This window comes from Pandoraea anhela, assembly GCF_902459655.1.
Lineage (GTDB): Bacteria > Pseudomonadota > Gammaproteobacteria > Burkholderiales > Burkholderiaceae > Pandoraea > Pandoraea anhela.
In genome coordinates this window covers 28,078-44,980 of record NZ_CABPSB010000014.1, presented here as the reverse complement: position 1 = coordinate 44,980, position 16,903 = coordinate 28,078, and the positions used below count along the sequence as shown (strand labels likewise).

The following is a 16,903-nucleotide window of genomic DNA, read 5'->3' as shown; positions in this document are numbered from 1 at the left end:
CGGTGCAGCGTCCTGACGTTGCACCGTGCGCGCCGCGCAGTCCCGCCGTCGCACCAACGTCGTCCCACACACCTTACACAACAGGGAATCCGAGCATGCAGCAAAACTCGCTGAGCCAAAGCCTCAAACAGCGACACATCACCATGATTGCCCTTGGTGGCGTCATCGGCGCCGGCCTTTTCGTCGGCTCGGGCGCCATCATCGCCACCGCCGGCCCGGCCGCCATCCTCTCCTACCTCGTCGGCGGACTGATCGTCACGTTCGTGATGTTCATGCTCGGCGAGATGGCGTCGCGCAACCCGGACGCCGGCTCGTTCTCCACCTACGCCAGCACCTATCTCGGCGAGTGGGCCGGCTTCGCCGTCGGCTGGCTGTATTGGTTCAAGTCGCTCATGACGATCACCATCGAGGCGATTCTGCTCGGCGCGATTCTCAATGAGTTTTTGCCGTGGCTGCCGATCTGGGGGGGCGCGGTCATCATGCTGATGACACTGATCGTGAGCAACGCCTATTCGGTGCGCTCGTTCGGTGAAGCGGAGTACTGGCTGTCGTTCGCCAAGGTCGCGACCATCGTGATTTTCATGCTGTTCGGATTGTCGATCCTGCTCGGCTTGCAAGCGAAGATCCCCGCGCCGGGATTCGTCAATCTTACGGGCAACGGCGGCTTCATGCCCAACGGGATCTCGCCGGTGGTCGCGGGCATCATGGTGGTGATCTTCTCGCTGGGCGGAAGTGAAATTGCCGCAGTCGCGGCAGGAGAGTCGGAGAATCCCCGCAAGAACGTGGTGCGCGCGATTCGCAGCGTGATCTTCCGGGTGCTGGTGTTTTACATCGGCTCGGTGTCGATCATCATTCTTTGCCTGCCATGGACGGACAAGGCCAACCTCGCCTCACCCTACGTCTCGCTGTTCAGCATGGCCGGATTCCCGAATGCCGCGCTCGCCATGAAGGCCGTGCTGTTCGTGTCGTTCATGTCGGTCATGAACTCGTTCCTGTTCTCGAACTCGCGCATGCTGTACTCGCTGAGCCAGCGCGGCTATGCGCCGCCGATGTTCGCCCGCACGAACGCGCGCGGCGTGCCGATCAATGCGCTCGCCTTCAGCTTCGCCATCTGTCTCGGCATTCTGGCGGTGCACTTCGTGAGCGGCGGCGATCTGTTCCTCATGCTCGCCAAGAGCAGCGGCGCATTCGTCATGACCGTGTGGATCTTCATCATCGTGGCGCACTTCGTGATGCGTCGCAAAATGGCGCGTCAGCCGGCGCAGCAACGCGAGGAATCGACCTTCAAGGCATGGTTCTACCCGGTCTCCAACGTCATTACGTTCCTCACGCTGGCGGCCGTGCTGCTGTCGCAGGCATTTAACCCGGATTCGCGCTTCCAGTTCTGGTTCATGGTCGCGACGGCGGCGATGATCGTGGGACTGTATTTCGTGCTGCGTCGCCGCCCAAATTTCGGGCTGGTCAAGGCAGAGATGACCTGAGTTCGGACCGCATCGGCGGTGCGATGCGACGGCTTCGCCGCCGTCGCGGCATCACAAAAAACCCGTCGGACGCCCCAAGGCGTCGACGGGCTTTTTTTCGCGATAACGTCAGCCGTGTGACGTCAGCCGTGCAGGCGTGCGCTCAGCCGCCGCGCAATCGACGCTCAATCGTCACTCAGTCGCCGCTCAGTCGTCGGCGGTATAAATGTTGAACTTGTGCAACTGCGCGGCGCTGTTCGCCACCTCCGCGAGCGTGTCCTCGCCGCCGTGAGCGATGAGCAACTGTGCGAGCGTCTGCGCGACGGCCAGCGCGGGCAGGATCGACGGAAACAGCGACAGACTCGTGTTCGGCGCCATGATGCATGTGTGCGCCTGCGCCGCCACGGGCGACAGCGCGCTGTCGCTGACTGCGATGACCGTCGCGCCCCGCTCCCGGGCGAACTTCGTCGTCTCCAAGCTCGCGACCGTGTAGGGACGCGCCGTGAAGCACAGCAGCACGTCGGCCTTGCCGATGCGGCGCATATCGTCGATGAGCGCGCCGCCCTCGCCGGAGATCAGCGTGACGTTGTCCTGAAACGTCGAGAGCACGTAATGAAGGTAGAACGCCGGCGGGTAAAGGCTGCGCAGCCCCAACAGGTAGATACGGTTCGCTGCACGCAGCCGCTCGACCGCCTCGACGAAGCGCTTCCCGTTGCGCGCGCTCAGCGTGGCTTCCAGATTGCCGTACTCGTTCGCGAGCGACTCGGCCAGCAGTTGCTCGTCGCCCGAAGCACGCGAGTGCTCGCGCACCTGCTCGGCGCGTTCGAGCAGTCCCGAGGGGCCGGACGGCCCTGCCGAGAGCCATTCGACGTAGACGGCGCGAAAATCCTCGTAACTCGCGAACCCCAACTCGCGGGCCAGTCGCAGCATCGATGCCGGCTGCAACTGTGCGCGTGCCGCCACCGTCCGCATGGATTGCAGCGCGACATCTTTCGGAGAATCCAGCACATACCGGGCGGCCTGACGAAGCTTTGGCGGCATCTCCTGGAAACGCGTCGAGATAGCCTTTTCCAGTTCGTCTTTGGTCATCGTTATGACTCGGCGTGGGAAACAAAGTGTGGACGAGGTGAGATCCTTGCGTCACCCCTGCGCGCTGCCTTCCGGCCGAAGCACAGAAGGAATTTCTGATTTTATCGCTATCTTCAGCATCATTGCGTACGCTTTTCCCCTAGCACCGAACGTTCGACGCAATGCGGCGATGCCCGGCGTTGCGCGGGAGATCGATCGTCGAGGCCCGCTCGTGCTAGCGCTCGTACTAACGCAACGAAACCGTGGCCGAATGCGCAGAATGCGCCGCATTCACCGAAAGCACAGCGAGCGCGATCGGCGACGAATGCGCGTCGCCGACCGCGCGCCCCCCATCGAAACGGCTCAGAACTGGAACGTTTTTCCGAAGACCGTCACGGTAATGGGGTGGGTCAGATCGAAGTTCGCCGTGTGGAAGAGCGCGATCATCGCATCGGCACGGCCGACCGATTTGCGCCACTCCTCGGCCGAGCTCGTGTTGGCGGGCGCGAGCAAGTCGGCGCGACGCATCTGAAGGAACGTCAGCAACCACGTCTTTTCGTCGGCGCCGCTCGCAGGCGTGCTGCCCACTTGCGCCGTCGCGCGCGCGGCAATCTGCCCGACCGAGTCCGGGTCGTCGCCATAGCCGTGCTGAATGCCCGCTTCGTACAATGCGGCGCGCGACAGCGGCAGCACGAGACCCAGCCTGTTCGCCAGCTTGCGCGACGGCACGCGATACAACTGGTCGTTCACGGCATCCTGCGCCGCGATCATTTCCGGGTCGGTCGCCGCCGCGCGCCACGCCTCGGGGAAGCCCCCGAGACCGGCCGTCGAATCGGTGCCGTTCACGGCGCGCAATGCAGGCAGATACGGTGCGAGCGCATTGCCGGGCTTGCGCGCGGTGTACTCCTGCACCACTTGCAGCAGATCGTCCGTCCCCGACGTAAAGCCCGCACGACCGGCCGTATATCCTCGACCGTCGTTCAGGTTCTGAATGTAGTCGTAGCGAATCTTGAGCGTAAGATTCTCGAAGATGCTGACCAGCGAATCTTCGACCTGCGTCTGACGGTCGGCGGCAGCCTGCACCGCCGTACCTGCCTCGGTTTGCACTGCGCCAGCATGCGCCGCGCCACTTGCCGCCCCACCCGCCAACGCGATTGCAGCGAGGCACATTACGGTCAACTTCTTCATCGGCTTCCCTCCTGACTCACAAAGTTCGATTCGATTCAATGTCGATGTGCCGGCAATCTCTCGAAATGATTTGTAAGCATTCCTTATCAAATCGCGTCGAAGGATTCGGCGCAGAAAATTCTGATCGAACCCTACGAATTCGCGCAATCTCGGGAATTGAGCAAGTTGAGGATGTGGCGCGTGACTTACGCGCTTATCGCCCCGTCACAATCGGCGGATGCCGCGCGGGTGAAGGGGTTAGGCGATGTGAGAGCGGTGTCGTTTAGCCAAACGAAATCACCAGCCCGTTGAGGTGAGGAAAAACTTGCGTCGTGCAACGCGCCTGTAGCGCTCGTGCCACCGTCGTGCGGCATGCTCGGCGGGAAGACCTCACGCCTCGCGCGCCGCAACCGTCTCCCGAAGCAGCATCTCGAGAAACGCCAGCGGCGCGGGGTCCAGCGGTGGCGTGGCGTCTTCCGACGATGCCGGCAAGTGAGTGACCACCAGTTCCCAGCAGAGCGTCTTTCCTCTCAAGGGCACCTGCACCAGCCGCTCCGGGCGGCGCGCCACGAGATCGGCCGGCAGCAGCGCGACCCCCAGCCCCTGCTCCACCAGATTCATCAACGTATCGAGATCGCCGATCTCGAACGCCACGCGACGCCTCACGTCCGCCTCCGCAAACCCGCGATCTACCAGACGCCGTGTGCCATGCCCCGGCGCGAAGTCCACGAACGGCTCGTCCGCCAGATGCGCGAGTTGCACGTGTCGTTTGCGGGCCAGCGAATGCCGGTGCCCACACGCGAGCACCATGTCGTCGCACGCCACGATGTGCGACGTGAGTTTCTCGCTGCGCTCCTCGATAGGCAGAATCGCCAGATCGATTTCGCGCGCCGCGACTTTGTCGTTGAGATCGTAAGCGCCGCCCTGCACCAACCGGATTTCGATTTGCGGATAGCGCTCGTAGAAGCGCGACATCATGCTCGACAAGTCGAGAAACGGCGGCAGACTCTGCACCGTGCCGAGGGATAAGCGGCCTTTGCGAATCGCATGGATATCGGCGACGTCGCCCGACGCGCGGTCCAGCACGTCCAGCGCGCGCCTGACCTGATCGAGAAACGCCTGCCCGGCAGCGGACAGACTTACATGACGGGTCGTGCGCACGAAAAGCTTCGCGCCGAGTTCGTCCTCCAGCGAGCGGATGGACGTCGAGAGCGCCGATTGCACGATATGGCAACGCTCGGCCGCGCGCGTGAAATTGCCCTCTTCCGCCACGGCAATGAAGTGGCGCAACTGTCTCAACTCCATGTGCGGCTCCCGCGATCCATCGCTTTGGTAAATGAATATATTGAGTCAGCGAAACTTGTCAGATAAATCAACCCGCCGCATGGTTGCGTTTTCGCCAACGTCGCGGACGACACCAAATCCGCACCGTCTCCCGGCATTGCCCGTCAACCGCAGCAGGCCTGCGACTCGCCGACAGGCCTCACCGGGATCGTCACCTCCAGGGCTCAGCTTTCCTCGATTTGCGACGAGACCTTCCAGAGATCGACATCGCCATCCTGCGCGTAGCGATCGATCTGCGCGAGTTCGTCGGCGGTGAAGTCCAGGCGCTTGACGGCATCGAGCGAATCGTCGAGTTGCGCCACGGTCCGCGCGCCGATCAGCGCCGACGTGACACGCGCGTCGCGAAGCGCCCATGCAATCGCCATCTGGGCCAGCGACTGTCCCCGGCGCTTGGCGATCTCGTCGAGCGCGCGAATGCGCGCCAGATTGTCGTCGCTGAGCATGCTCTGACGAAACGACGTGCCGCGTGTGACACGGCTGCCCTCGGCACCGGCATTCGAGAGGTACTTGGACGTCAGCAATCCCTGCGCCAGCGGCGAGAACGCGATGCATCCCGTGCCGAGATCTTCCAGCGTGCTGAGCAGCCCCTTCTCGATACGGCGATTCAGCATCGAGTAATTCGGCTGATGAATGAACAGCGGCACGCGCTCCTCGGCGAGGATCTTGGCGGCCTTGCGCGTGAGTTCGGGCGAATACGACGAAATTCCCACATACAGCGCCTTGCCCTGACGATGCAGTTGCACGAGCGCGCCCATCGTCTCTTCGAGCGGGGTATCCGGGTCCACGCGGTGCGAATAGAAGATGTCGACGTAATCGAGTCCCATGCGCTTCAGGCTCTGCTCGCAACTGGCGATCAGGTACTTGCGCGAACCGTTCGGGCCGCCGTAGGGGCCGGGCCACATCTGCCAGCCGGCTTTGGTCGAGACGATCAGTTCGTCGCGAAACGGCCTGAAGTCCTGCGCCATCCAGCGGCCGAAATTCTCTTCCGCCGACCCTGCGGGCGGGCCGTAGTTGTTGGCGAGATCGAAGTGCGTCACGCCACGATCGAAGGCGCGACGCAGCATCGCACGGCCCGTTTCATAGACGTCGACGCCACCGAAGTTTTGCCATAAGCCCAGCGAGATTGCGGGCAACTTGATGCCGCTGCGGCCGACGCGGCGATAGGGCATGCGGCCGTCGTAACGTGTGCCATCGGGTTGATACAGCATGGAATTCTCCTTGAAAGCATTTCGGAAGCCCAAACGCCTCGCTCGCGACGCGGTGCATGTCGCATGCGAGGACGATACAGGAAGGAGGCGCGGTCTGCGTCAGACGCGCTTCCAAAGACGGGGCAGCGGCCCCCCGGTCCCCGTGACGGGATCGATCTCGGGGAATGGCAACGATCGCATACGTTGGGTCATCTCGGCCGTGGGCGCGGTTGTACAGACATCCCACTGCTGTCCGCGCGGATAGGCGCCGACGACGAGCAGGTCGTCACTCGCCGAGACACGCATGTGCCCCGTGCCGGTCGGCAGCACCACGACATCGCCGGCCAACGGCGACACATGACGACCGCCGGGGCCGCCAAGAACGAGTTCGACGTCGCCGCGCACGAAAAACAGCACTTCGTGCGCGGTGGAGTGATAGTGGTGATAATCGTAAATGCCCGCGCGCCATTGCGCGGGCCAGCCGTGCTCCCCGACCAGACGCTCGAATCGATCCGCCGACGATCGCGCCTCGTCGGGCGTCATCACCTGACGATAGTGCAGCACCGGCAATTGCGGATTATTCGGAACCCACCCATTGGGTTGGAGCAGGAAACTGTCAGGCTCCACAGTCGCCGCACGGGCGGCAAGCTCGGGAAATGCGGCGCTCAAGCCCATCAGTCCCAGCACGGACAGCGTGCGCATGAAATCGCGGCGGTCGGTTCCGGACTTGGGTGGGGGGAACATGTTTTTCATGATGTCGGCTCACAGTTTTGATACAACTCGGTTGCATTGACTCAACCGAACATGAGCCTAGTTTGACGATTGCCGATTGATTTTTTAAGTTCTGTTTTTTGATGCCATCGATCTACCCGATAGATAAATCGACGGCCATACGTGCCGGATGGCCCCAGCGCCCCATCCTTCACGCTTAATGCACCTCATCCACCTCCCGCACCTCATCCACCTCACCCACCTCACCCACCTCCTCCCCCTCATGCGCCCTTTAGCAGCCCCAGCCGAATCAGGCTTTCGGCCGTGGCGACGATAGCGTCTTCACGCGGACGCGGCGTCCAGCCAAGCAACCGGCGCGCCTTCTCGGCCGTCGCGTTCATCTCCACACCGAGCAAAGGCACGATCCCGCGTATGGCCGGATCCCTCAGCGCGCCCAAACGCACGACCCAGTTGGGCAACACGCGCGTGGGTACTCGACGGGCCGCCGCGCCCATGCGCTCACGCAGCACCTTTGCCACGTCGGCCATCCACATGCTGTCGCCGGACGTCGCGAGGAAGCGTTCGCCTCTCGCGGCCGGCGACGTCATGGCACGCAAGTGCAAATCGGCGACATCGCGCACATCGACGAAACCGCAGTGCACTTTCGGAATGCCGGGTTGCCCGTCCATCAGGTGCTTGATCATGCGAATCGAGTGGGAGTAATCCTGGCCGAGCGCCGGCCCGACAACGGCGACCGGATTCACGGCAGATAATTCGAGATCGCCCCCTTCACGGGCGATGAAGTTCCATGCGGCGCGCTCGGAGAGTGTTTTGGACTTTTGATAGCGCCAGACGTCGCCCGAGAGATCGCTCCAGTCCGTTTCGTCGAACGGGCGATGCTTCGGCTTTTTGTGTCCGGCGCAAATGGCGCCGAAGGCGGAGGTGAGCACCACGCGCTTGACGCCCGCCGCGCGCGCCGCCCGCAGAACGCGCAGATTGCCGTCGACCGCGGGCCTGACCCACTCGTCTTCGCTGGCTTTTTCGCCGGTCGGCGTGGGCGACGCGCCGTGCAGCACGTAAGTGCAGCCGGCGGCAGCTTCGTGCCACCCATCGTCGGCGGCCAGATCGGCGACGACGAACGACAGACGCTCGCCGGCGTCGACACCGCCCGTTTTCAGTTGCGCGCGCACTTCGGCTTCGCGCGAGAGCGAGCGCACGGTGGTGCGTACGCGATAGCCGTCGGCAAGCAACGCGATGAGGCAATGTTGCGCGATAAATCCGGTGCCGCCGGTGACCAATATCCGTTCGTTTTTCATCATGAATCTCCGCATCGCCGGGAAATTTCGGGAGAATCCCGGCGCGAGAATGGGATGCCCCAATCGCTGAACATGCGAGAAGGTTACGGCCCGGCACCCGGACTGAGAATGCTCTATAGTTCGACTTACTTGCGCAATCGTACGAACATGAGCTCAGATCCCTTCTCCGACATCCTGAAATTCACGAACGCGGAATCGCTGGTGACAGGGGGATTCCATGCGGGTGGGCCGTGGGCGCTGCGTTTCCCGGCCCCCGACAAGATCAAGTTCTTTGCCGTGCTCAAGGGGGAATGCTGGGTGGTCATCGATGGCGAGCCCGAGCCTACGCATTTCCGGACCGGCGACGTGGGACTCATATCGGCCAGGCGCGCGTTCGTCCTCGCGAGCGATCTGACGATCGCGCCGTGCGATGCCATGAGCGTGTTCACCGGTGCGCGCAGCGGTATCGCCACGCTGGGGAGCGGCGAGGACTTCTCGCAACTCGGCGGCCATGTGCTGCTGGATCCGACGAGCGGTCGTTTGTTAGCGGATGTTCTGCCGCCGTGGATTCACGTGCCTGCGGCGTCGCCTCAGGCGACGAACTTCCGATGGCTGCTGACACAGTTGGTGGAAGAGCGGGCGAACGATCTGCCGGGGGCGTCGCTGGTTGCCGCGCAGTTGGCGCAGATGCTCTTCATCCAGATTTTGCGGGCGCATCTAAAGACGTCGAGTCCGATGCCCGCGGGCTGGCTGCGTGCACTGGCGAATCCCCGTCTCGCACCGGCGTTGCGTCTGATGCACAACGACCCGGCGCGCGACTGGCATCTCGAAGACCTCGCCGCGGCGTGCGCGATGTCGCGTACGACATTCGCGCTCCACTTCAAGACAATTGCCGGCGTCGCCCCGCTGACGTACCTCACCGAATGGCGTATGCGGCTGGCGGAGAAAACCTTGCGCGAAGGCAAGACCCCCGTGGCGACGCTCGCGCAATCGCTCGGCTATGCCTCGGAAAGCGCGTTCAGCCATGCATTCAAGCGGGTCACGGGGCGCTCGCCCAAAGCGCTCAGAAATGGCAGCGGGTTCGCTCCCGAGGCGTCTTAACGCTGCACCTTGACGTCTTGACGCTACGCTTTGAGAGCCACGCGCACCAACGCGTCGAAGACATCGCGCCCCGCGCCGAATGCCGGATCGAATTGAAGCGCGTCTTTGGCGCATTTCGCCGTAATCTCGGGCGCGATGCTCAGCGAAGGGCCCATCATGCTCGTGGCGAGTTGAATTTCGCACGCGCGATTCAACGTCCAGAGATAAGTGAAGGCTTCGGGAATGCTCGCCCCCCACGAAAGCAGCCCATGATTTCTGAGGATGACGGCTTTTTTCCCGTCGATGCTGCGAATCAGACGCGGCCCCTCCTCGGGATTGACCGTGACGCCTTCGAAATCGTGGTAAGCGACACGCGCCTGCAATTGGGCACTGTAAAAGTTGTCGCTTCTCAGCCCTGCGGCGGAACATGCCACCGCGACCCCCGCCGTCGTATGCGTGTGCATCACGCAATGCGCCCCGGGCAAACCGTTGTGCAGCGCCGCGTGCACCGTGAATCCGGCCGGATTGATCGGGAACTCGCTGTCGCCGAGAATGTTGCCCTCGCCGTCCACTTTGACGAGATTCCGAGGCGTCACTTCCGAGTAATGCAACCCGAATGGGTTGATCAGGAACGCGGGAGGATTTTCGTCGCTCAGGCGAAGCGTGATGTGGTTGTAGATCAACTCCGTCCAACCGAGATAATCGAACACCCGATAACACGCCGCGAGTTCGCATCGCGCGGCCCATTCGGCGTTGCTCATCTCCGCCGGTTGGTCACACGAATCGAATACGGCATTCAATGCGGGGGATCCGGAAATCGTTGTCATCTTGCGTGTCTCCTCATTACCCGAAAGAGTCTACGCGGCCCCTGCCGTCACATCGCGACTTCTGCTAATCGATTGCTAAAGAACGCTTACGAATGCGGGCGAGCCACCGTCACGCCAATGCCCGATACCATTCGCCGACCCATTCGACGAGGAAAGCATGGAATCCTGCTGCCGCCGGCGATAACGCACGCGCTCTCGCGTGATAGAGGCAGATTTGACGGATCGTTTCCGGCTTTCCGGTACGCCGCATGACAAGCCCCTGACTACGTGCGAAGCCCTGCACGTAATCGGGCGCCAGCGTGACGCACAGCCCGGCGCGCGCCAAACCGAACGCGGTGGTGACGTTCTCGACGATTTCGACGGGCAGCACCCGATGATCTTCGGGCTGGTCGCTGAGCATTCGCGTGACGCTGTACTCGTGATCGCGCCCGGTGGCGACGATCGGTGTCTCACGCAACACCTCCCACGGCACCACGTCATATCGCGCGAGGGCATGCTGAGGCGAACACCACACCACCCAGGGGCTGTCGAACAGCGGCGTTGCGCTCACGCCCTCGCCAAGCGGCTGATTCGGCCCGAGACCAATGTCGATCTGCCCGTCGGCGACCGAGGCGACGAGCTTCTCGACCTCGACGTCGGACGGGCGAATCGTCACATTGGGATGACGCTGGCGGTAGGCGGCGATCGCGTCGGGCAAGACGGCCGCGCAAAGCACGAGCGGCGCCCCCACGCGGATCACGCCCGACGCGCGCTCCCGGATATGCTTCGCCGAGCGCTCCGCCGCACGCAGTTGCGTCATGGCCGCCGTGGCCGCCGGGAGAAAATCCCCGCCGGCCACGGTGAGCGACACCCGCCGCGTCGTCCGGTCGAAGAGACGAAATCCCACTTCCCGCTCCAACTCGCTGAGCAACTGACTCACGGCGGACGGCGTGAGACACACCCGGTCTGCCGCGCGCGCAATGCTGCCGCAATCGGCGATCGCGAGAAACGTCTCGAGTTGTCGGGCATTCAATCGGCTCAGTGCCATAGCGGGTAGGAAATGTCGGAGGGTGGGAGGCGTGGGGAGATGTTGGCGGTGTGGAATAGCGACTCGGGACATCGATACCGGAAGCTTAACCCCGTAGTTCGCTCAGAATCTGCTCGGCGAGAAAGTCGCAGGGAGGTCGATTCGACGTGGCGCTGCGCGCGAGCACGACTTCCAGATCGTCCAGCGGCGGCAGCCCGTCGTTGTGCGACAACGGCAAGAGATGAGACGGTACGCTGCATCGCGCCATGGGCGCAACCGCCAGCCCCGCTTCCACCATGCTGATCAGACCGAGCAGACTTGGACTTTCGTAGGACATGCGATACGGGATGTTCTCGCGTTGCAACGCACTGATCGCCCGTGCGCGCGCGTTATTGCCCGGCGCGAACAGTGCCACCGGCAACGGACGCTCCTTCCACACCGGCCGCGTCGAGGCGCCGACCCACACCATCGGCTCCACACGGATAAAGGTCCCCGTCACGCCTTTGGACTTGGTGAGACACGCGAGATCGAGCTTGTTGTCGTTGAGCAGCGGGACGAGCGCACTGCTGGGCAACCCCAGCACGCGGATTTCGACGCGCGGGTGCGCCACGGCGAACTTGCGCAGCACGCGCGGCAGTAGCGTCGATGCGTAATCGTCCGGAATGCCGATCGTCACGCGCCCGGTCATCTCCGGGCGCACGATCGACGCCCACGCTTCGGCGCGCATCTCCAGCATCCGACGCCCATAGTCGAGCAACGTCTGCCCTTCCGGCGTGATGACCACGCTTCGCGTGCTGCGCACGAACAGCGGCTTGCCGAGATCCTCCTCCAGCGCCTTGATCTGCATGCTGAGCGCGGACGCAGAGCGGTGTACGACTTCGGCCCCGCGCGCGAACGAGCCGGTCTCGGCCACCGCGATGACCATCTCCAGGACATCCAGATCGAGTCGCTTCATTTGCTCAGAAATTCTGATGAATTGACTCAGATTATATTGCTTTACCGACGACGAGTGCCGCCGGATACTGGCGCGAAATCTTATTGACGTCGGATAACGACATGCCAGCCCCCGCCCTGACTTCCGCCGCCACGGCATCCACCTCGTCCTTTTATGCCTTTCTCGCGGTTTGCAGCCTGCTCGCCATCACCCCGGGACCGAACATGGTCTACGTGATGTCTCGCTCGATCGCACAGGGTCGCGCGGCGGGCCTGACGTCACTCGCAGGCGTGATGGTCGGCTATCTGTTTTACATGTTTGCCGCCGCCTTCGGGATTACGGCGCTCTTCGTCGAAGTACCTTTTGCGATGACCGGGCTCAGCATCGCGGGAGCGGCTTACATCGCGTATCTCGCCTGGCATGCCCTCAAGCCCGGCGGGCGTTCGCCATTCGAAGTGAGAGCACTTGCCTACGAACCACCCCGGCGGTTGTTCGTGATGGGGGCGACGACGAGCCTGCTCAATCCCAAGCTCGCGATGATCTTCCTCACGCTGGTGCCGCAATTCGCCCGCGATCAGGGCGGCAACATTCTGGAAACGTCGATGCGGCTCGGATCGATCATGATTCTGGCGTTCGCGCTGGTGAACGGGACCGTCGCCATCGGCGCGGGCAGCACCGCCAAATTCCTCGCGACCCGCCCTCGCCTGCTGACACTGCAACGCTGGTTCATGGGGTCGGTACTGTTGGCGCTTGCGCTGCGAATGGGGGGAGAGGCGTTCGTCGGAAACTAGCCGCCCCCCAGGGCACGCCGCCGGTCGCGCAACGCCTCATATTGCCCCCTGCCTCAAAGATTTCGATTCCGGCGAATCACGAGCAGCGACAACGTCGAGAGCAACAAACCGATCGTGACGGCGATCGCCAGCGCGAACGGACGCCTGGTGAACTCGACCAGCCAGACGGAAACCGGTTGCATCAGACCGCCGAACACCGCAACCGCAAGGCTGTAGACGGTGCCCATGGCGGTGACGCGCACGGACTTCGGGAACAGCTCCGAAATGAGCGTCACGGAAGGCGAGCCCTGAATCGTGTACGGCACGATGAGACAGACGATCACGACGAAAAGCCTTGTCACGCTCGGCGCGCTGCTCAGCCACAGGTAGGCAGGGTAGATGCCCAGGATCAGAATGGCGCGGCCAATCAGAATCGGCACAATTCGTCCTTTGGCGTCGGCGATCTTGCCGGCCAGCGGCGACAGAACCGCAAGCATGACGCCACTGACGAACGCACAGGCGTACGATCCGCTCTCCCCGAGCTTCAGTTCGCGAATGGCGAAAGTGGGAATGAAGAAGATGATCATGTACGCCGTAATGGTCCCGCCCATGAGCAACAGCACGCCGCCGAATACGTTGCGCTTGTGTTCGGTCAGCAACGTCCTCAACGGCTGGCGACTCTCCCGGGCCTCACCGGCATCCGGCGCATGCTCCGCGAGGCGACGACGAATATAAACGCCCACAGGCAGAATGGCCGCACCGCACAGGAACGGAATACGCCAGCCCCAGGCATAGAGATCGTCGTGAGGCAGCACGTGGGACAGTACCGCCGCCGACGCCGCCCCCATGGCGATGCCGATGCCCTGACTCGCGAGCTGCCAGCTCGTGTACCAAGCTCGCGACCCCGAAGGCGCATGTTCGAGCAACACGACCGTGGAAGGTCCGACTTCTCCCCCGGCGGAAAACCCCTGAATCAGGCGTGCGAGCACGACGATGACCGGTGCGGCCATACCCGCGGAGTCGTACGTCGGCGCAAGCCCGACCATACACGCGCCGAGCGCCATGAGCGACAGCGTGAGCGTCATCGCAGCGCGTCGTCCGGCCCGGTCGGCATAAATGCCGATGAGAATGCCGCCAAGGGGGCGAACCAGAAAACCCAGTGCGAAGGTCGTTGCCGACATCAACAACTGACCGTGTTCGTTCAGCGGTGAGAAGAAGTTCTTGCCGATGACGATGGCAAAGAAACCGAATACGGTGAAATCGAAGAATTCGAGTGCATTGCCGATCGTCGTGGCGACGAGCAGCCGCGATCGGCGCGTTCGCACCGGCGCCTCGGCGCCGACATAGGTCATGGGATGTCGCATCGTTGTCTCTTGAATGAGCGCGGTCTTGCGCTTTATTGTGGGTGAAATGCGGCCTTCGGGAATGCGCCGAGCGCCTCGAGGAGTTGCGCCCATCCCCTCACGCCTTGCGTGATCGACGTCAGGCGGAAGAATTCGTTGGGCGCGTGGACGTCCTCGTCGGGCAGGTTGTAGCCGAACATCAGTGTGTCAACGCCCAGGCGCGTCTTGAACAACGACGTAATGGGCACGCTCGCGCCCAGTCGCACATGCAGCGGTGTTTTTCCGAACTCAGCCGTCAGCACCTGCTCGGCGGCGCGTACGAGCGGATGCGCCGGCGCCAGTGTCGAGGCCGGCGCTCCGTCGAAACGGTGCAGAATCTCCAACTGCACGCCCTCCCGGCATACCGTGTGCAAATGGCGTTCCACCGCTTGCAGTACGGCTTCGGACGTCTGGCCCGGCACGGTACGCACTGTCAGCTTGGCGCGCGCGGTGTTGGGGATGATCGTCTTGCCGCCCTCCCCGGTGTATCCGCCCCACATGCCGTTGATGTCCAGCGCAGGACGGAGCGTAATCTGTTCCCGCACGGTATAGCCGGGCTCGCCGTGTGCGATCGCATCGATGTCGCCAAAGAACGCCGACGGATCAAACGGAAAAGCCGCCGTATCGTCTCGCTGGCGTTGCGTCGGCGCCGTGGCATCCGCGTAGAACCCCGGGACCGCCACCGTACCGTCGGGACGGTGCAACGAGGCAACGATGACGGCCATCTCGTGAAGCGCGTTACGCACGCATCCGCCATATCGGCCTGAATGCAGATCCTTGCCCGCGGTCGTCACGCGGAATTCGAGTTGTCCGGCCCCGCGCGCTCCCATGTTGATCGTCGGGACGGTCGCACTGGCCCGACCGCCGTCGGCCGACAGCACCGCATCGACATCCAGTCGATCCCGGTACCGGTCGATGATGGCCGGCAAAGTCGGACTCCCCGTTTCTTCCTCGCCCTCGAGAAAGACCTTGACGTTGACCGGCAGCGCCCCGTGGACCTTGAGAAACGCGGCAATGACTTCCAGCGCGATCACCGTCGATCCTTTCACGTCGGATGCCCCTCGCGCATAGACGCGACCGTCTTTGTACGTCGGCTCGAACGCCGGGGTTTCCCAAAGCTCGACAGGATCCGCCGGCTGAACGTCGTAATGCCCATACACCATGATCGTCGGCTTGCCGGGCGCACCCAGCCACTCGCCGAACACCGCCGGCTCCCCGCCGCCATCCAGTTCACAAACGTTCGACAGCCCGATGTCACGCAAGCGCTCGCGCAAATACGCTCTTGCCGCTTGCATGTGCGGGGCGAATTGCGGGTCCGGACTGACGCTGGGAATACGTAACAAAGTGTCCAATCGGGACACGATGCCCGAATGCTCCGCGTGCAGGAAATCGAGGACGCTCAAGATCATGAAGTCATCCGGTTGACGTAAAGGGGAATGCCTCGATGGGCACCTTTGACGTCAGCGTAAAAATTCAAAAATCATGTGTCCAATGCATTATTTTTTTAATTATGATGAGAATGTTTGATACATAAAAACGACGAAGACCGGCGAGACATCGATGAATCTGCACCATCTGACACATTTTCTGGCGGTTGCCGAGACGGGGTCGTTCAGCAGGGCATCGGAGGCCGTGCATCTGACCCAGCCGGCATTGAGTCGCAGCATTCAGATGCTGGAGCAGGCGCTTGGCGTGAGGCTCTTCGATCGGATCGGCAAGCGCAACGAACTCACGCCGTTCGGCATGGCGTTGGTTGAAAAGGCGAAGAAAATTACGGCGGAGGCCGTGGATCTGAAGCGCACGATCCAGTTGCTGAGCGCGGGGGACGGCGGGGTCATTCGCCTGGGGATGGGTTATGCGCCGAACGCGATGTTTGCGGGGCCGCTGCTGTCCTGGGTTCTCACGCACTATCCCGGCGTCACACTTCACCTGAGTACGGGGAGTCCGGACACGCAACTGGCGCTGTTGAGGGAGCGCCGTCTGGACGGTTTGCTGGTGCACTCGCGTGCGGTGCGCCCTCATGACGATCTGGAGATCAGGCGCGTGGGCACGATGCAATCCGGCTTCATGTGCAGGCGCGAGCATCCCCTGGCGAAACGCCGAAGTGTTGGCTTCGACGACATCGTCAAGTACCCGGTCGTCTCGACCATGCTGAGCGACGAAGTTGCTCGCACACTGGTGCAGCAATATGGCCCGATGGCGCATGCCGACCGAATGTTGAGGGCGACTTCCGATTCGATTGCCGCCTTGATCGACGCCGTGCAAAACACCGACGCGGTGTTCTTCGGCGCGATGGGCGCCGCGCGTGCCCGTCTGGAAGACGGCAGTTGGACACGACTCAAGCTAACGCCGGCGCTGGACGTGCATGCCCCCTATGCGTTCGTTACGCTGACCGACCGAACACAGTCACCCATGCTCGAGAAAATCCAGGCGTTTTGCATGCAGCTCGTGGCGCAGAAAATCAAAACCGGACGGGGAACGTAGCACGGCGTCGAACGACGCGCCGTTGCAGAGATTGTGGCGGAAAGCAGCCGGAGTCGAACCGACCTGGGAGCGTCTGACGCCCCCAACCGGGTTTGAAGCCCGGCCGCATCACCGGATACGAATGCCTTCCTCGAGACGAAGCTACATCGATACGTCAGTGCATCAATACGTCGGTAGCTCGATGAACA

The 16,903-nt window shown here is 62.7% G+C and carries 15 protein-coding genes and 1 tRNA gene; 4 read left to right on the top strand and 12 right to left on the bottom strand.

The features are described from left to right. The first annotated feature begins 95 nt into the window (after positions 1-95). Positions 96-1,481 carry an amino acid permease gene (locus PAN31108_RS17955; RefSeq protein ID WP_150670184.1) on the top strand — a complete coding sequence of 462 codons (1,386 nt, stop codon included), beginning with the start codon at positions 96-98 and terminating at the stop codon, positions 1,479-1,481. 186 nt (positions 1,482-1,667) lie between these two features. Here PAN31108_RS17955 and PAN31108_RS17950 read toward each other — a convergent pair whose 3' ends face one another. The 6 genes from PAN31108_RS17950 to PAN31108_RS17925 form a co-directional block, all read right to left on the bottom strand. Further along, entirely contained in the window at positions 1,668-2,549 is an 882-nt protein-coding gene (locus PAN31108_RS17950) for a MurR/RpiR family transcriptional regulator (protein WP_150670183.1), read from the bottom strand. Positions 2,550-2,891: 342 nt separating this feature from the next. After that, positions 2,892-3,716: a chitosanase gene (locus PAN31108_RS17945; RefSeq protein ID WP_150670182.1), complete on the bottom strand. Its 825-nt coding sequence runs from the start codon at positions 3,714-3,716 to the stop codon at positions 2,892-2,894. A gap of 369 nt (positions 3,717-4,085) precedes the next feature. Next, on the bottom strand, positions 4,086-5,000 hold the full coding sequence (locus tag PAN31108_RS17940; protein WP_150670181.1) for a LysR family transcriptional regulator: 915 nt from the start codon (positions 4,998-5,000) through the stop codon (positions 4,086-4,088). Positions 5,001-5,203: 203 nt separating this feature from the next. Beyond that, positions 5,204-6,247 (bottom strand): L-glyceraldehyde 3-phosphate reductase, encoded by a 1,044-nt coding sequence (mgrA, locus tag PAN31108_RS17935; RefSeq protein ID WP_150670180.1) that lies wholly within the window; start codon positions 6,245-6,247, stop codon positions 5,204-5,206. 99 nt (positions 6,248-6,346) lie between these two features. Beyond that, positions 6,347-6,979 (bottom strand): cupin, encoded by a 633-nt coding sequence (locus tag PAN31108_RS17930; protein ID WP_246184026.1) that lies wholly within the window; start codon positions 6,977-6,979, stop codon positions 6,347-6,349. 239 nt (positions 6,980-7,218) lie between these two features. Next, positions 7,219-8,253, bottom strand: a complete 1,035-nt coding sequence (locus tag PAN31108_RS17925; protein ID WP_150670275.1) for an SDR family oxidoreductase — start codon at positions 8,251-8,253, stop codon at positions 7,219-7,221. Positions 8,254-8,361: 108 nt separating this feature from the next. Between PAN31108_RS17925 and PAN31108_RS17920 the strand changes: the two genes are divergently transcribed. Beyond that, positions 8,362-9,333 (top strand): AraC family transcriptional regulator, encoded by a 972-nt coding sequence (locus PAN31108_RS17920; protein ID WP_150670179.1) that lies wholly within the window; start codon positions 8,362-8,364, stop codon positions 9,331-9,333. A gap of 23 nt (positions 9,334-9,356) precedes the next feature. Here the strand turns inward: PAN31108_RS17920 and PAN31108_RS17915 are convergent, their stop codons facing one another. From PAN31108_RS17915 to PAN31108_RS17905, 3 genes are all read right to left on the bottom strand, one after another. After that, positions 9,357-10,139: a class II aldolase/adducin family protein gene (locus PAN31108_RS17915; RefSeq protein WP_150670178.1), complete on the bottom strand. Its 783-nt coding sequence runs from the start codon at positions 10,137-10,139 to the stop codon at positions 9,357-9,359. A gap of 109 nt (positions 10,140-10,248) precedes the next feature. Beyond that, positions 10,249-11,166 carry a LysR family transcriptional regulator gene (locus PAN31108_RS17910; RefSeq protein ID WP_150670177.1) on the bottom strand — a complete coding sequence of 306 codons (918 nt, stop codon included), beginning with the start codon at positions 11,164-11,166 and terminating at the stop codon, positions 10,249-10,251. A gap of 85 nt (positions 11,167-11,251) precedes the next feature. Then, complete coding sequence (locus PAN31108_RS17905; RefSeq protein WP_150670176.1) at positions 11,252-12,100, bottom strand: LysR substrate-binding domain-containing protein; 849 nt, start codon at positions 12,098-12,100, stop codon at positions 11,252-11,254. Between the two features lie 101 nt (positions 12,101-12,201). Between PAN31108_RS17905 and PAN31108_RS17900 the strand changes: the two genes are divergently transcribed. Continuing rightward, positions 12,202-12,870 carry a LysE family translocator gene (locus tag PAN31108_RS17900; RefSeq protein ID WP_150670175.1) on the top strand — a complete coding sequence of 223 codons (669 nt, stop codon included), beginning with the start codon at positions 12,202-12,204 and terminating at the stop codon, positions 12,868-12,870. Positions 12,871-12,923: 53 nt separating this feature from the next. Here PAN31108_RS17900 and PAN31108_RS17895 read toward each other — a convergent pair whose 3' ends face one another. Both PAN31108_RS17895 and PAN31108_RS17890 read right to left on the bottom strand, forming a co-directional pair. Beyond that, a complete protein-coding gene (locus tag PAN31108_RS17895) occupies positions 12,924-14,213 on the bottom strand; it encodes an MFS transporter (protein WP_174995039.1) in 1,290 nt (429 codons plus the stop codon). A 32-nt stretch (positions 14,214-14,245) separates the two neighbouring features. Further along, positions 14,246-15,640: a dipeptidase gene (locus PAN31108_RS17890; RefSeq protein WP_150670173.1), complete on the bottom strand. Its 1,395-nt coding sequence runs from the start codon at positions 15,638-15,640 to the stop codon at positions 14,246-14,248. Positions 15,641-15,791: 151 nt separating this feature from the next. On the opposite strand from PAN31108_RS17890, the gene PAN31108_RS17885 reads away from it, so the two are divergent. Further along, positions 15,792-16,715 carry a LysR family transcriptional regulator gene (locus PAN31108_RS17885; protein WP_150670172.1) on the top strand — a complete coding sequence of 308 codons (924 nt, stop codon included), beginning with the start codon at positions 15,792-15,794 and terminating at the stop codon, positions 16,713-16,715. Positions 16,716-16,749: 34 nt separating this feature from the next. Here PAN31108_RS17885 and PAN31108_RS17880 read toward each other — a convergent pair. Then, positions 16,750-16,845: transfer RNA gene (locus PAN31108_RS17880), tRNA-Sec, on the bottom strand. Positions 16,846-16,903: the final 58 nt, after the last annotated feature.

Excerpts from the sequence above, each read along its gene's own strand:
- PAN31108_RS17955 (WP_150670184.1), top strand. The coding sequence starts at position 96 with ATGCAGCAAAACTCGCTGAGCCAAAGCCTCAAACAGCGACACATCACC.
- PAN31108_RS17945 (WP_150670182.1), bottom strand. The coding sequence starts at position 3,716 with ATGAAGAAGTTGACCGTAATGTGCCTCGCTGCAATCGCGTTGGCGGGT.
- PAN31108_RS17940 (WP_150670181.1), bottom strand. The coding sequence starts at position 5,000 with ATGGAGTTGAGACAGTTGCGCCACTTCATTGCCGTGGCGGAAGAGGGC.
- PAN31108_RS17890 (WP_150670173.1), bottom strand. The coding sequence starts at position 15,640 with ATGATCTTGAGCGTCCTCGATTTCCTGCACGCGGAGCATTCGGGCATC.
- PAN31108_RS17895 (WP_174995039.1), bottom strand. The coding sequence starts at position 14,213 with ATGCGACATCCCATGACCTATGTCGGCGCCGAGGCGCCGGTGCGAACG.
- PAN31108_RS17905 (WP_150670176.1), bottom strand. The coding sequence starts at position 12,100 with ATGAAGCGACTCGATCTGGATGTCCTGGAGATGGTCATCGCGGTGGCC.
- PAN31108_RS17900 (WP_150670175.1), top strand. The coding sequence starts at position 12,202 with ATGCCAGCCCCCGCCCTGACTTCCGCCGCCACGGCATCCACCTCGTCC.
- PAN31108_RS17910 (WP_150670177.1), bottom strand. The coding sequence starts at position 11,166 with ATGGCACTGAGCCGATTGAATGCCCGACAACTCGAGACGTTTCTCGCG.
- PAN31108_RS17950 (WP_150670183.1), bottom strand. The coding sequence starts at position 2,549 with ATGACCAAAGACGAACTGGAAAAGGCTATCTCGACGCGTTTCCAGGAG.
- mgrA (WP_150670180.1), bottom strand. The coding sequence starts at position 6,247 with ATGCTGTATCAACCCGATGGCACACGTTACGACGGCCGCATGCCCTAT.
- PAN31108_RS17930 (WP_246184026.1), bottom strand. The coding sequence starts at position 6,979 with ATGAAAAACATGTTCCCCCCACCCAAGTCCGGAACCGACCGCCGCGAT.
- PAN31108_RS17920 (WP_150670179.1), top strand. The coding sequence starts at position 8,362 with ATGCTCTATAGTTCGACTTACTTGCGCAATCGTACGAACATGAGCTCA.
- PAN31108_RS17915 (WP_150670178.1), bottom strand. The coding sequence starts at position 10,139 with ATGACAACGATTTCCGGATCCCCCGCATTGAATGCCGTATTCGATTCG.
- PAN31108_RS17925 (WP_150670275.1), bottom strand. The coding sequence starts at position 8,253 with ATGAAAAACGAACGGATATTGGTCACCGGCGGCACCGGATTTATCGCG.
- PAN31108_RS17885 (WP_150670172.1), top strand. The coding sequence starts at position 15,792 with ATGAATCTGCACCATCTGACACATTTTCTGGCGGTTGCCGAGACGGGG.